Genomic DNA, 15,123 nt, shown 5'->3' with positions numbered 1-15,123 from the left:
AGGCCAGGCTCAGTCTGGCGTGATCTTCGGCAAGCGCTGCTCCAGTATCTGGTGCAGCGCACTCTGCACCGGCCAGTTGCGCATAAACCGCGCCCGGTCACGCGCGTAGGCTGCTGCAAAGGACGATTGAGAACTGTGCTGCTGCATGGCATCCAGGTCGATCATCGCCCAGCGATCGGTGTGCCAGAACAGGTTATGCCCCTTGAAATCACCATGACTGATACGCGCCTGGATAAGCTGTGCGAACAGCGTGTCCAGCGCCAGCAGTTCGGCCTCTGGTGCATCACCGGTTGCCACATGGGGAGCGAAGCGCTCGATGATGTCCGGTCCCTCGATAAACTCGGTCACCAGCCAGGCTTTGCTGCGCAAGCCGAGAAAACGCTTTTCCTGAACTGCCAGCGGTTTTGGCGTGGCGATGCCGAGAAACATCAGGCGGTTACCTTCGCGCCATGAATGCCAGGCCCGGCTGGGACGCCAGAAGCGCTTGAGCCAGTAACTGAAATTCTTGATGTTGTAACGCTTGATGACCAGCGTACGACCACTGATTTCGACACGGCCGACGCTCGCAGCGCCACCGGTCTTGTACAGATGCCCCTTGCCGAGCAGGGCATCAGCCTGAGCCAGCACCGGTAGCATCGCGGGTTTTTCCTCGCGACGAACAGCACGGAACACCGAAGCGCTGTCCTCGACGCTGAACAGACTGCAATCGCGCACGGTCTTGCTCATGAAGTCCTTGAGCCGCCAGCTGCGAACCTTGTCGATCTGCTTTTGCAGCGCCTCCATCGGCAAACCATGTTCGGCGTTGCTCAACAGGTAATGCACCAGCAACTCTTCAGTGAAGAGCTCGAAAGACCTGGGCAACTGGGCGAAGAACACGCCGAGGTTTTCCAGCACCTTTTGCCGGGACAACGGTTTGCCGGCCTGCTCGGCGCGAATGCCAGCACCATCAATCAGGTACAGCCGGCCTTGGTGGCGCAGCAGATTGTCCAGATGCAGATCTTCCTGCCACAAGCCTTTGGCGTGCTGTTGAGCGATGGCGCTCAGCGCCTCGCCGAGCACGGCTTGCTGCTCATCCGCCAGCGGTGGCAGGTGCTGGACAGCATTCCAGGCATCGCCCAGGCTTGACGCCTGCTCCAGAAACTCGAACAGCAGCCAGCCACCCTCGCCATCCTGCAAACCGTCGGCCAGCAGCAGCGGAGTGGTCAGCCCCTGTTGGGCAAGCAGACGCACCCCGGCCAGTTCACGCTGAAAGTGCCGGGCCGCTTTGTCGCCCACCAGCAGTTTTGCCAGCACCGTTCGGCCTCGCCAAACGCCTGCGCCCACATAGCGCTGCCCCGGCAATACCCGCAGCAGGGTCAATAATTGCAGTTCAGCCGAACCGGCAGCATCGGCCAGCGTCAGACTCATCGGCAACTCGGGGGTACGTCCGGCATTCTTGAGTTCAGACAAGCGCATCAACGGGTCTCTTTATCATCGCGGTGTTGAAGGTCTCGTTTGTGAGCGCTGCGCTTGCCCAAACGCGCATTCCAGGCATCGACCAGCAAGCTGTCCGGAGTGGCTTGCAGATAAGCCGCCAACAGTTCGCGGCGATCGGCCTCATTCCACATCGGCGCGCGGCGCAGCAGCGGTTCGAGGTCCCGGGCAAGGTCACGCTTGCCGAAGATCACCGGACGGGTTTTCTCCAGGTCGATCAATTGCGCCTGGTAGCCCTTTCCCACCGCCTGCAGAAAAATATGCTTGGGATAAAAGCAGCCATGAACCTGTCCGGCGCCGTGCAGCGTGCGCGCCAACTGGCCGCAGGCGTGAAGTACCGCCAGACGCTGGACGCTCTCCATCTGGTTCCAATGCTGCAACAGTTCGTCAAGATCGGTCCAGCCGTCCAGCGCACGCGTCATGAGGATCGCCCGGTATTCCCCGTCGACCTTGCGCTCGCCATAAAACACCGCTTGCAGCGCTGGAATGCCCAGCTTGCGGTAGCGACTGATGTTACGAAACTCACGAGAGAAGGACGGCTCGCCAAACGGATGATGCAACGTGTGGGTCAGGTAATTGCTCTGGCGCTTGAGGTAAAACCCCTGACCGTCCAGGTCGAGACGGAACACACTGCTCCAGCCGCCGCGCCCGGTATTGGGCTCGTCGACCGCATCAAGCCTGATGTTCCAAAGCGATTCAAAATCAGCCAGGTTGTGACGCGCCAGTAACGGCTGGTCAGCACTGGCAATAAAAACGCTCATTCACGGCCCTCGAAAAAGCTGACGATATGTCGAATACGTTTCTTGTCGGAGGCGTTCAACCGCGTTCGCTGACGGTACTGCAGGTAGAAGCGCAGACGCTGGGTAGCTGACAAGTGATACTTGGCGACCTTGTCCAGGCACGCCAGATCCTTGGTGATCCGATAGCGCAGCATGAAGCTCCACCAGAATGCGCCATTGGGGCAATCGATGAAAAACAGCTTGCCTTCGTCATCGACCAACAGGTTGCGCCATTTCAAATCATTATGTGTGAAATGGTTGTCGTGCATGGTCCGGGTACAGGCAGCCAGCTGATGACTTACAGCGTCGACCCATTGCCGGTCGGCCAGTCGCGGATCCTTGCGTTGCGCCAGCGCAGACAAGTCTTCGGTATTGGGCAAGCCGCGAGTGATCAGTGCGCCGCGATCATACGCTGCGCCGTTGCGCTCCAGCCCCCAGGCCACCACTTCTGCCGTGGGAATGCCCCATTTGGCAAAACGTTTGAGGTTCTGCCACTCGGACTTGACCCTGGGCTTGCCGATGTAACGGCGCAGGCCTTTGCCCGCACCTACGTAGCGTTTGACGTAGTAGTAAACCCCGGCGCGCTCGACGCGGATGACGTCGGACAGCGGGTCTCGGGTCAACTGCTGGCCTTGCAAGGCAAACACGGAATCCAGACTGCCGAAATCCTGCTGCAGAAAAGCGTACTCGGGCTCAAGCTTCCAGCCCGCCATCAGAGCGCATCCCCGTAGCGCACTTTGCGCTGATACAGCTTGTCGGCCTTCTTCTCCAGCCAGCTCAGCAGCGGCGCTTCCTTGAGCAGTATTTCGCGCAGCGGTTTCTGGAAATAACCCTTGAGAAAACGCAGCTTGTCGCGTCGCGTGAGACCAATGTCCAGCGCTGAAAAATACAACGCGGCCAGGTCCTTGTTGCGCCAGCGCGGCGTGATCGCACGTCGGGTCTGAGCACGGTGCAGGTCGATGACCGACAATCTGAAATCGTCAGCGGTGACCGGCGTATCGGTGTGCAGCAGAAAATGACAGATGTAACAGTCGCGATGGTTCACGCCGGCGCGGTGCATCATGCCAACCAAGCGGGCAACTTCGGCGATAAACGCTCTTTTCAGACGGGGCTCGGGCGGCTGGGTGCGCCAGTTGAGGCTTACGTCTTCCAGGCTGGTAGTCGGGGCCAGCTCTTCAGTGACAATAAACGAATGCTGCGCGGCAGGGTTGCTGCCACGTTCACCATAGGCCACGGCCGTCATGGTCGGCACGCCGACTTCATGCAGACGCTCGATGGCGTCCCACTCCTTGCCCGCGCCCAGCACCGGCAACTTGGCAGTAGCCAGGTTCTTGGCGATTTCGCCCCAGCCGATGCCACGGTGGATCTTGACGAAGTAGCCACGCCCGTTGACCTCGGTGCGCAGCGTGCGGCGTCCTTCCAGCTCGCGGTAGACCTCGCCGCTCAGGCCCTCGACCTCGACGAACGCATCGCGTCCGGCCCACAGGCTCTTGAACGGTTCAGCCAGGAACAGCTTCATCAATAGTGCTCCGCCAGAATCACATCCGCAGCGTGTTGCGGCATGCTGTAAAGGTCCGCTGTGTCAGCAAAGGCCAGGCCATTGCGACCCCAGGCGCTGCGCACGTCATCATCCTCAAGCATGTCCGACAGGTAGCGATTGAGTTGTACCTGATCGAACGGCTCGTCCAGCACCCGCCCGCAGTCAGCTTCGGCTATGTAATGGGCGTACCCGCAGACTGCACTGACCAGAACCGGCAAACCGGCGACCAGTGCTTCAAGCAATACGGTGCCAGTATTCTCGTTGTAAGCCGGATGAATCAGCAGGTCGGCGCCCAGCAGAAAACGCGGAATATCGCTGCGCCCTTTCATGAACGTCACCTGGTCGCCCAGGCCCAGCGCCGCGCTTTGCAACTGGAATACTTTGGGGTCGTCCTGGCCGATTACAAACAGGCGGGTACGCTTTTTGAGCTCGGCAGGCAACGCCGCTAGCGCCTTCAGGCTGCGATCGACGCCCTTTGTCTTGAAACCGGAGCCGATCTGCACCAATAACAGGTCTTCGTCGGCAAGCCCGAATTCCTTGCGAAAGCCAGCACGGATGTCTGGTGCGTCCGGCGGTGCGCGGCGATCCTGGGAAATGCCCGGTGGCAACAAATGAAAGCGCGACGGCGGGGTGTCGTAATGCTTGATGAACAGCGGCTGCTGTACTTCGGAAATCATCAACACCTGAGTTTTCGAGTCTTTAGCGAACACCGCGCGCTCGTAGTCAGCAAAGTGGCGATAACGGCCCCACTTGCGATACAGCGGGCTGCGCAGGTTCTGCGCCTTGTCCTCGAAGCAGCCGTCGGCGGCGTAATACACATCCAGACCGGGCATCTTGTTGAAACCGATCAGACGGTCCACCGGGCGCCTGGCCAGGTCTGCTTCCATCCACGCCGTGAGCTTTTCATTGCGTCGATGATTGAAGAAAGCCTTGACCGGCGCTACCAGCACTTCAAAACCGGGCGGCACATCGCCTTCCCAGATCAGGGTGTAGACGCGGATCTGGTGGCCGCGCTGCTGGCACTCCAGAGCAATGCGCATGAAATCGCGTTGCAGACCGCCGAACGGAAAGTATTTGTAGAGTACAAAAGCCAGTTGCATCAGCCAGGTTCCTTTGCCAGCAACAGCGCGCCCAGTTGGCTCGCTACTCGCTCGGGATTCAAACGAGTGAAGCACATCGGCCACTCGCGTTTAAGGTCGAACCGGCGCTGATCATCGGCGGTCGGTTGGTACGTGCATTTCTTTTGCAGGCAAGGTGTGCAGCCCGGATAGTCGCTGGCCAGATGCACCTGCGACTTGCCATACGCTCCGGTCAGGCCCGGGTTGGTCGGGCCGAACAGGGAAATGGTCGGGACGTCCAGTGCGGCGGCCAGGTGTCCGATGCCGGTATCGACAGCAACGCAGGCCTGTGCGCTGGCCAATACCCGCGCTACACCCGCCAGATTCAATTTCGGCAGCACGTGTGCGCTGTCCAGACCGTCGGCAATGCGCTCGGCGCGTGCCTTTTCTGCCGGGTTGCCCCATGGCAACTGCACCTGCAGGCCGCGAGCGGCCATCAGTTCGGCCAGTTGTCGCCAGTACAGCTCGGGCCAGTGCTTGGTGTCCCAGGTTGTGCCATGCAGGAACAGCACGAACGGAGCCTGCAACGTGTCATCCAGAGTCGCCAGCGGCTTGAGGCCGTAGTCGCCCATACCGGACGGCTGTGGATAACCCAATGCCTGAGCGAACAACTGACGCAGTCGTTCGACCGCATGCTGCCCGCGCGGCACTGCAAAAGCGCGGTCATAAAAGCGACTGGCGACCGGTTCGCGTGCCGAGTCGCGGTCCAGCCCCGCCACCGGCGCATCGACATAACGTGTCAGCCAGGCACTTTTGAACAAGCCCTGAGCGTCAATCACCAGATCGTAGCGCTGTTCGCGCACCTGCTGTTTGAAGCGCCGCCACTCCCCCGACCTGAAGGTCTGCCAGAGGTGCTTGCGCCAGCGGCGGATCGCCACCGGGATCACCCTGTCGACCGCTGGGTGCCAGGCGGGAATTTCGGCGAAACCCTCTTCCACTACCCAGTCAAAGCGGATGCCGGGCAGCGCTCGCTGCGCATCGGTCAGTGCGGGCAAGGCATGGATCACATCGCCCAGCGAAGAAGTCTTGATCAGCAGTACCCGCAAAATCAGGCGACCTCCACCGGCGTGCTGTTCAGGCGGCTCAGCGCCTGAATCACGGCGTCCGGTTCAAGCAGACGCATACAGTTGTAATGGCCGAAACGGCAGGTGCGCTCAAAGCACGGGCTGCACTCGATACCCAGGCGCACCACTTCCACTGCGTCGGCCAGCGGTGGCGTGAAGCCCGGCGAGGTCGAACCGTAGACGGCCACCAGCGGGCGGTTCAGCGCTGCGGCCACATGCATCAGGCCGGAATCGTTGGACACCACCGCGTCGGCACACGAGAGCAGGTCGATGGCTTCGGCCAGCGAGGTTTCACCACTGAGGTTGACCGACTCCTCACGCAGACCGGGAATCAGTTCCTGGCGAATACTCTCGCCGACCGGGTGATCCTTTTTCGAGCCGAACAGCCAGACTTGCCAGCCTTCGCGAATGCTGGCGTCGGCGACTTGTGCGTAATGCTCGGCAGGCCAGCGCTTGGACTCGCCGAACTCTGCACCTGGGCATAGTGCCAGCACCGGACGATCGAGGGTCAGGCCGAACTTGCTCAACGCCGCATCGCGAGTCGCGGTGTCGATGCGCAGGCTCGGCTTGGGATAAGGACGCGGCAACTCGGTGCTCTTGTCGAATGCCAAGGCCATGAAACGCTCGATCATCAGCGGATAGCGCTGTTTGTCGAGGGTGCGCACGTCATTGAGCAGGCCGTAGCGGAATTCGCCACGCCAGCCGGTACGTTTCGGTATACCAGCGAAAAAGGGTACCAAAGCGGATTTCAGCGAATTGGGCAGCAGGATAGCCTGATCGTATTGGCCAGCCAGGGACTTGCCGATCCGGCGACGGGTCGCCAGCTCCAGGGCACCGTGCCCCAGTGGAAAACTGAGCGCAGCACGAACCTGCGGCATGCGTTCCAGTATCGGACGGCTCCATTCAGGGGCCAGCACGTCGATTTCGCACTCGGGATGACGCTGTTTCAGACACTGGAACAGCGTTTGTGCCATCACCATGTCACCGACCCAGCTAGGCCCAACGATCAGAATTTTCATGTTCTATCCAAAAACGACCAGAAACGATCAGGGAGGCCGATCAGACTGCGTGACATTCCCACACAACCTGTCGCCTCCCTGTCATAGCTTTATATAGTGTTGCAGCGGAATATGGCGTTGCCGCGCGGCTCAGCTCAAACCCATCTGCGTCCAGATCCGCATCACCTCACGCCGCTGGGCATGAAACTGATCGCCGCTGACCACGCCCGCCTGCTTCTGCAAAGCCTGACGATGCGCTGCCGAGCGGTACGCCTTGTAGGCTTCGCGCAACAGGCCGGCGTCCGTGTCAGGCAACAGTCCGGCGTCCTCAAGCCCTTCGAGAATCCGAATGTTGTCGGTGTATTGCAGCAGCGCTGGATGCTCTCTGGACCACGCCAAGGCGGCGTATTGCACCATAAATTCGATATCGACGATACCTCCGGCGTCCTGCTTGAGGTCGAACGGCACCGACGCCTCGAAGGCATTGGCCGCCCTTCCGGCTGCTGTCACGCGGGTGCCGAGGTTGTCGCGCATCTTGCCGCGCATCTCGCTGACTTCGGCGCGCAGCTTGTCCAGATCACGCTCGCACCCCAGCACATCGGCACGGACTTTTTCGAACTGCTCGCCAACATCGCGACTGCCGGTCATCACCCGCGCACGCACCAGCGCCTGATGCTCCCAGGTCCAGGCTTCATTGGCCTGATAACGGGCGAAGGCCCCCAGCGAACTGACCAGCAACCCGGATGCACCCGACGGCCGCAGGCGCATGTCGACGTCATACAGCTGACCGGAGTTGGTTTGCGTGGTCAGCAAATGGATCACCCGCTGCCCCAGACGAGTGAAGAACTGCGCGGTGTCGATCGGTTTGGCACCGTCGGTCTCGGCCTCCAGATCGCCATCATGAATGAACACCAGATCCAGATCGGAGCCGTGCCCCAGCTCGATGCCGCCGACCTTGCCGTAGCCGACAATCACGAAACCTGGGTCGCACAACGTGCCGTCCGGGCGCGAGGGCGTGCCGTGGCGAGCCACGCTGTAGCGCCACGCCAGCGCCAGCACCTGGTCCAGAATGGCCTCGGCCAGCCAGGTCAGGTAATCACTGACTTTCATCAATGGCAGACTGCCAGATATCTCGGACGCCGCAACCCGCAGGCTGTGGGCCAGCTTGAAATGCCGCAGGGCTTCCATCTGCTGCTCGAGATCGTCCTCCGGGATACGAATCAGCCGCTCACGCAGCTCGGCCGCCAGCTCTGGTGCCAACGGCGGATTGAACAGGCGACCTTCATTGAGCAGCTCATCGAGCAGCAGCGGGAAGCGTGCGATCTGCTCCGCAATCCATGGGCTGGAAGCGCACAGGGTCAGCAGTTGTCGCAACGCATAGGGGTTTTCGGTCAGCAACACCAGATACGCCGAGCGCCGGGCGACCGCTTCTACCAGCGGCAGCACACGTTCCAGCACCAGGTCGGGCTTCTCATGCTCTACCGCCTGAGCCAGCAACCGAGGGATGAACGCATCCAGCCGCTCACGACTCAGACGCTGCATCGAACGCAGATTGGGACTGCTGCGCAAGCTGGCCAGATTTTTCAGTGCCTTTTCCGCATCGACGAAACCGGCCTGCAACAGCTGGCGACCCGCGGCTTCCTCGTCCTGGGACTCTTCCCACAGGGGCAGCCACTCGCCACCCACCGCGACTTCACTGTCGTCCTGCTGCTCGTCGTCGGGATCCGAATCGGGGTCGGCGATGACCTGACGGAAATGCCAGGACACCCGACTGCGCCAGTACATAAGGCGCTCGTGAAAACTGACCCAGTCGGCAAAGCCCATGATCAGGGCAATGCGTGCCTGATCCTGATCGTTGTCCGGCAACATTTGCGTCTGACGGTCGGCAATCGCCTGAATGGCGTGCTCGGTGTAACGCAAAAATTCGTAACCCTCGCGCAGCTCTTCAGTCACCGCCGAAGGCAGATAACCCTGCCCTTCAAGGGTTTTCAGCACTTTGAACAGCGGGCGCTGTTGCAGGCTCAGGTCGCGGCCACCGTGGATCAGCTGGAACGCCTGGGCGATGAACTCGACTTCGCGAATACCCCCGGCACCGAGCTTGATGTTTTCCGCCATGCCCTTGCGCTTCACTTCCTGCTGAATCAGCTGCTTCATGGTGCGCAGCGCTTCAATGGCCGAGAAGTCCAGATAACGGCGATACACAAACGGGCGCAACATATCCAGCAGCTCGGCACCTGCCGTCTGATCGCCGCCGACCACTCGCGCCTTGATCATCGCGTAACGTTCCCAGTCGCGGCCCTGATCCTGGTAATACTGCTCCAGCGCGTTGAAGCTGAGCACCAGCGCCCCGGAAGAACCGTAGGGCCGCAGGCGCATGTCGACCCGGAACACGAAACCATCGACAGTCACCGGGTCCAGCGCCTTGATCAGCCGTTGCCCCAGGCGAATGAAAAACTCCTGATTGTCCAGCGCACGCTTGGTGCCCTGCGTCTCGCCGCCCTCCGGGTAGGCAAAGATCAGGTCAATGTCCGACGAAAGGTTCAGTTCTACCGCGCCTAGCTTGCCCATGCCCAGAATGACCATGTGCTGCGGCTGCCCCGAGTGACGACCGGTAGGTGTGCCGAACTGCTCGCAGTGCCGTGGATACAGCCATTGGTAGGCTAGGTCGATCGAGGCATCGGCCATTTCCGACAGATCACGGCAGGTTTCGATCAGATCGGCCTGACGGGTCAGATCGCGCCAGATGATTCGCACTTGCTGGCGTGCGCGCTGCCGACGTAGATTACGCCCCAGCTCGTCATCACTGGCGGCGCTCGACAGGGCATCGGCAATCTGACCGCGCAATTGGCCAGCAGAGAAGCTACGCTCCAGCTCGCCCGAATCGGCCAGTTGCAGGAGCATCTGCGGGTCACGGCAAACTTGCTCGGTGACAAAATCACTGGCGGCGCAAACCCGGTCGAACGCCTTGCGGCGCGCTTCGGGCCAGGCTTCGAAAGACGCCAGCGCGTCCTCTGACAAAGCAGTGAGCGCGGCCTGGAAAGTCTGGCGGGCACGGGTAATCAATGGCAGCAGAATGGCCGGAAATTCAGCCCGTAAAGGTAGGCTCATGGTCTATCCTTGATCGGCGTGCAAACGCCCGTCTGTCATGACGGCAAGACGCATCTGCCAGCACCGCTTGTCGAACAAAGGTTATAAATTGCTGGAAAAATCAAATTAGAAGCATAAAAATCCGCTTTTTACCTGCAAGATATTCAATAGCAATCAACAGTAACGTCTTAAGTTACAAGACAACAGGAGCGATTGAGTCGCTTCTCTGTAGTTTTACTACTGGGTCCGATACTCGGAGGGCTGAAATCGTCGTCGATTTGTAGTAAAACTACACGCCGCCGGATCCCACCCTCCGGTAATCCAAGAATTTATGTCGTCTGCCCACAAGGCCAGTCGCAAACTCAGGCAACCGATTCTGGAAGCCTTTCCGCCCTGGAGCAAGCCATGCAAGACCTCGATCCCGTCGAAACCCAGGAATGGCTGGACGCCCTGGAATCGGTTCTCGACAAAGAAGGCGAAGACCGCGCTCACTACCTGATGACCCGTTTGGGCGAGCTGGCCACCCGTAGTGGTTCGCAGCTGCCGTACGCCATCACTACGCCATACCGCAACACGATTCCTGTCACCCACGAAGCACGCATGCCTGGCGACCTGTTCATGGAACGCCGCATTCGCTCGCTGGTGCGCTGGAACGCATTGGCAATGGTCGTCAAAACCAACCTGAACGACCCGGATCTGGGCGGCCACATCTCCAGCTTCGCCTCCAGCGCCACGCTGTACGACATCGGCTTCAACTACTTCTTCCAGGCCCCGACCGACGAACACGGTGGCGACCTGATCTATTTCCAGGGTCACGCATCGCCAGGCGTCTATGCCCGTGCGTTCCTCGAAGGCCGTATCACCGAAGACCAGATGAACAACTTTCGTCAGGAAGTCGACGGCAACGGCCTGTCGTCTTACCCACACCCGTGGCTGATGAAGGATTTCTGGCAGTTCCCGACTGTATCGATGGGCCTTGGCCCGATCCAGGCAATTTACCAGGCACGCTTCATGAAGTACCTGGAACACCGCGGTTACATCCCGGAAGGCAAGCAGAAAGTCTGGTGCTTCCTGGGTGACGGCGAGACCGACGAGCCGGAATCCCTGGGCGCCATCGCTCTGGCCGGTCGCGAAAAGCTCGACAACCTGATCTTCGTCGTCAACTGCAACCTGCAGCGCCTCGACGGTCCGGTTCGCGGCAACGCCAAGATCATCCAGGAACTGGAAGGCGTGTTCCGTGGTGCTCAGTGGAACGTCACCAAAGTCATCTGGGGCCGTTTCTGGGACCCGCTGCTGGCCAAGGACGTCGACGGTATCCTGCAACGTCGTATGGACGAAGTCATCGACGGCGAATACCAGAACTACAAGGCCAAGGACGGCGCGTTCGTCCGCGAGCACTTCTTCAACTCGCCTGAACTCAAGGCAATGGTTGCCGATCTGTCCGACGACGAGATCTGGAAACTCAACCGTGGTGGCCACGATCCGTACAAGGTTTATGCGGCCTACCACGAAGCCGTCAACCATAAGGGTCAACCGACCGTGGTTCTGGCAAAGACCATCAAAGGCTATGGCACCGGCGCCGGCGAAGCGAAAAACACTGCACACAACACCAAGAAGGTCGATGTCGACAGCCTGCGTCACTTCCGTGACCGTTTCGACATCCCGGTCAAGGACTCTGAACTCGAAGCCCTGCCGTTCTACAAGCCGGAAGAAGGCAGCGCCGAAGCCCGTTACCTGAGCGAGCGTCGTGCTGCGCTGGGTGGCTTCGTACCTCAGCGCCGCGCGCAGAGCTTCAGCCTGCCGACGCCGCCACTCGATACCCTCAAGACCATCCTTGACGGTTCGGGCGACCGTGAAATTTCCACCACCATGGCTTTCGTGCGCATCCTGGCGCAGCTGGTCAAGGACAAGGAAGTCGGTCAGCGCATCGTGCCGATCATCCCGGACGAAGCCCGTACCTTCGGTATGGAAGGCATGTTCCGCCAGCTGGGCATCTACTCGTCAGTCGGCCAGCTCTACGAGCCAGTCGATAAAGAACAGGTAATGTTCTATCGCGAAGACAAGAAAGGCCAGATTCTCGAAGAAGGCATCAACGAAGCGGGCGCCATGTCCTCCTTCATCGCTGCCGGTACTTCGTATTCCAGCCACAACCAGCCGATGATTCCGTTCTACATCTTCTACTCGATGTTCGGTTTCCAGCGTATCGGCGACCTGGCATGGGCTGCTGGCGACAGCCGCACCCGTGGTTTCCTGATCGGCGGCACCGCCGGTCGTACCACGCTGAACGGCGAAGGCCTGCAGCACGAAGACGGTCACAGCCACATTCTGGCGTCGACCATCCCGAACTGCCGCACCTTCGACCCGACTTACGGTTACGAACTGGCAGTGATCATCCAGGACGGCATGCGCCGGATGTTCGAAGAGCAGCAGGACGTTTTCTACTACCTGACCGTGATGAACGAGTCCTACACCCAGCCAGCCATGCCGGCCGGTGCGGAAGAAGGCATCGTCAAGGGCATGTACCTGCTCGAAGAAGACACCAGGGAAGCGGCGCACCACGTCCAGTTGCTGGGCTCGGGCACCATCCTGCGTGAAGTTCGCGAAGCGGCGAAGATTCTCCGTGACGAGTTCAACATCGGCGCTGACGTCTGGAGCGTTACCAGCTTCAACGAACTGCGTCGCGACGGTCTGGCTGTAGAGCGTAACAACCGCCTGCACCCTGGCCAGAAGCCGGAACTGAGCTATGTTGAGCAGTGCCTCAACGGTCGCAAAGGCCCGGTCATTGCATCGACGGATTACATGAAGCTGTTCGCTGACCAGATTCGTCAGTGGGTTCCAACCAAGGAGTATAAAGTCCTGGGCACCGACGGTTTCGGCCGTAGCGACAGCCGTAAGAAGCTGCGTCACTTCTTTGAAGTCGATCGTCACTTCGTTGTGCTGGCAGCCCTGGAAGCTTTGGCGGATCGTGGCGATATCGAACCTAAAGTGGTGGCGGAAGCCATCGCCAAGTTCGGCATCGATCCTGAAAAACGCAATCCACTGGACTGCTAAGAGTCTGCTTCAAGAGCGCTGATCAGAGCGTAAACAGCCGAGGATGCGGAATTTACCTACCGTAAATGAGCATCCAACGCTGTTTCGTTGTAACTGAACCAGCGTATTGGTGAGTGAACAGGTTCTCCTAAGGAGAGACATAGTGAGTGAGTTAATTCGTGTACCCGACATCGGCAACGGTGAAGGCGAAGTCATTGAATTGATGGTCAAGGTCGGTGATCGCATCGAAGCCGACCAGAGCATTCTGACGCTGGAATCAGACAAGGCGAGCATGGAAATCCCTGCTCCCAAGGCTGGCGTCATCAAGGCCATGAAGGTCAAGCTGGGCGACCGCCTGAAAGAAGGCGACGAGCTGTTCGAGCTGGAAGTGGAAGGCGAAGCGGCTGCCGCACCTGCCCCCGCAGCCGAACCTGCCGCGGCACCTGCTGCTGCCGAAAAACCGGCTGAAGCTGCACCGGCACCTGCCGCTGCTGCGCCTGCTCCGGCAGCCAGCGCCAGCGTTCAGGACATCCACGTGCCGGACATCGGCTCGTCGGGCAAGGCCAAAATCATCGAGCTGATGGTCAAGGTCGGTGACTCCATTCAGGCTGATCAGTCGTTGATCACCCTGGAATCCGACAAGGCCAGCATGGAGATCCCATCTCCGGCAGCAGGCGTTGTCGAGAGCATCGAAGTCAAGCTGGACCAGGAAGTCGGTACCGGCGACCTGATCCTCAAACTGAAAGTCGAAGGCGCAGCGCCCGCCGCAGCTCCGGCACCTGCTGCCAGCGCACCGGCTGCCGCTCCTGCCAAGGCTGAAGCGGCTGCACCGGCCGCTGCTCCAGCGCCGAAAGCCGAAGCAGCACCTGCTCCGGCTGCACCGGCCAAAGACGGCGCCAAGGTTCACGCAGGCCCGGCTGTTCGTCAGCTGGCACGCGAGTTCGGCGTCGAGCTGAGCGCGGTCAGCGCCACCGGCCCACACGGCCGCGTGCTGAAAGAAGACGTTCAGGTTTACGTCAAGACCATGATGCAGAAGGCCAAGGACGCTCCGGCTGGCGGCGCAAGCGGCGGCTCGGGCATTCCGCCGATCCCGGAAGTCGATTTCAGCCGTTTCGGCGAGATCGAAGAAGTACCGATGACGCGCCTGATGCAACTCGGCGCTTCGGGTCTGCACCGCAGCTGGCTGAACATTCCGCACGTCACGCAATTCGACCAGGCCGACATTACCGACCTGGAAGCTTTCCGTGTTGCGCAGAAAGGTGCTGCAGAGAAGGCTGGCGTCAAGCTGACCGTTCTGCCACTGCTGCTCAAGTCCTGCGCCCACTTGCTCAAGGAGCTGCCGGACTTCAACGCTTCGCTGGCACCTAGCGGCAAGGCCGTGATTCGCAAGAAGTACGTGCACATCGGCTTTGCCGTGGACACCCCGGATGGCCTGTTGGTACCGGTTATCCGCGACGTCGATCAGAAGAGCCTGTTGCAGCTGGCCGCCGAAGCCGCAGCACTGGCTGAAAAGGCACGTAACAAAAAGCTGACTGCAAACGACATGCAGGGCGCGTGCTTCACCATCTCCAGCCTCGGCCACATTGGCGGCACCGGCTTCACGCCGATCGTCAACGCGCCGGAAGTGGCGATCCTCGGTGTTTCCAAGGCAACCATCCAGCCCGTCTGGGACGGTAAAGCCTTCCAGCCGAAACTGATGCTGCCGCTGTCGCTGTCCTACGATCACCGCGTGATCAACGGCGCAGCTGCTGCCCGCTTCACCAAGCGCTTGAGCGAATTGCTGGCGGACATTCGTACAATCCTGCTGTAAGCCCTGCAGGCCCGTTCCCGGACGGGCCTTGCTGTACACCTTTGCGAGCTGCCACGCTCGAACCTCAACCCCGCCCTCCAGCGGGGATTTTTTTGCCTGGCTATCGCGCCCATGCTCCGCGCTCATTGCTGGATTCTGTGGGAGTGACCGGGGCGGCGATCCGCATTGCTCACGACCATCTTCTGGGGTTGTACGGACCCCTTCGCGAGCAAGCTCGCTCCCAC

General features: G+C 60.3%; 10 protein-coding genes. 2 read left to right on the top strand and 8 right to left on the bottom strand.

The genetic code is table 11. The features are described 5' to 3' along the window. Positions 1 to 9 precede the first annotated feature (9 nt). From ALO64_RS12165 to glnE, 8 genes are all read right to left on the bottom strand, one after another. On the bottom strand, positions 10 to 1,455 hold the full coding sequence (locus tag ALO64_RS12165) for a lipopolysaccharide kinase InaA family protein (RefSeq protein ID WP_044343226.1): 1,446 nt from the start codon (positions 1,453 to 1,455) through the stop codon (positions 10 to 12). Beyond that, positions 1,455 to 2,234 (bottom strand): lipopolysaccharide kinase InaA family protein, encoded by a 780-nt coding sequence (locus tag ALO64_RS12160; protein ID WP_005731086.1) that lies wholly within the window; start codon positions 2,232 to 2,234, stop codon positions 1,455 to 1,457. Before ALO64_RS12160 ends, ALO64_RS12165 begins: the two co-directional genes overlap by 1 nt. Next, positions 2,231 to 2,965 (bottom strand): lipopolysaccharide kinase InaA family protein, encoded by a 735-nt coding sequence (locus ALO64_RS12155; protein ID WP_002551772.1) that lies wholly within the window; start codon positions 2,963 to 2,965, stop codon positions 2,231 to 2,233. The genes ALO64_RS12160 and ALO64_RS12155 overlap by 4 nt, the downstream gene beginning before the upstream one ends. After that, positions 2,965 to 3,771 (bottom strand): lipopolysaccharide core heptose(I) kinase RfaP, encoded by an 807-nt coding sequence (gene rfaP / locus ALO64_RS12150; protein WP_005731084.1) that lies wholly within the window; start codon positions 3,769 to 3,771, stop codon positions 2,965 to 2,967. The genes ALO64_RS12155 and rfaP overlap by 1 nt, the downstream gene beginning before the upstream one ends. Then, entirely contained in the window at positions 3,771 to 4,892 is a 1,122-nt protein-coding gene (locus ALO64_RS12145) for a glycosyltransferase family 4 protein (RefSeq protein ID WP_044343224.1), read from the bottom strand. The genes rfaP and ALO64_RS12145 overlap by 1 nt, the downstream gene beginning before the upstream one ends. Then, positions 4,892 to 5,956 carry a lipopolysaccharide heptosyltransferase I gene (gene waaC / locus ALO64_RS12140; RefSeq protein WP_004666429.1) on the bottom strand — a complete coding sequence of 355 codons (1,065 nt, stop codon included), beginning with the start codon at positions 5,954 to 5,956 and terminating at the stop codon, positions 4,892 to 4,894. Before waaC ends, ALO64_RS12145 begins: the two co-directional genes overlap by 1 nt. Positions 5,957 to 5,958: 2 nt before the next feature. After that, entirely contained in the window at positions 5,959 to 6,993 is a 1,035-nt protein-coding gene (waaF, locus tag ALO64_RS12135) for a lipopolysaccharide heptosyltransferase II (protein ID WP_002551768.1), read from the bottom strand. A gap of 129 nt (positions 6,994 to 7,122) precedes the next feature. Further along, complete coding sequence (gene glnE, locus ALO64_RS12130; RefSeq protein WP_044343223.1) at positions 7,123 to 10,080, bottom strand: bifunctional [glutamate--ammonia ligase]-adenylyl-L-tyrosine phosphorylase/[glutamate--ammonia-ligase] adenylyltransferase; 2,958 nt, start codon at positions 10,078 to 10,080, stop codon at positions 7,123 to 7,125. 384 nt (positions 10,081 to 10,464) lie between these two features. Here glnE and aceE point away from each other — a divergent pair, with 384 nt between their 5' ends. Both aceE and aceF read left to right on the top strand, forming a co-directional pair. Then, positions 10,465 to 13,110: a pyruvate dehydrogenase (acetyl-transferring), homodimeric type gene (aceE, locus tag ALO64_RS12125; protein WP_044343222.1), complete on the top strand. Its 2,646-nt coding sequence runs from the start codon at positions 10,465 to 10,467 to the stop codon at positions 13,108 to 13,110. 142 nt (positions 13,111 to 13,252) lie between these two features. Then, a complete protein-coding gene (gene aceF, locus ALO64_RS12120) occupies positions 13,253 to 14,899 on the top strand; it encodes a dihydrolipoyllysine-residue acetyltransferase (RefSeq protein WP_044343221.1) in 1,647 nt (548 codons plus the stop codon). Positions 14,900 to 15,123: the final 224 nt, after the last annotated feature.

The organism is Pseudomonas meliae (assembly GCF_001400515.1).
Lineage (GTDB): Bacteria > Pseudomonadota > Gammaproteobacteria > Pseudomonadales > Pseudomonadaceae > Aquipseudomonas > Aquipseudomonas amygdali.
This window is presented reverse-complemented; position numbering and strand designations above follow the sequence as displayed.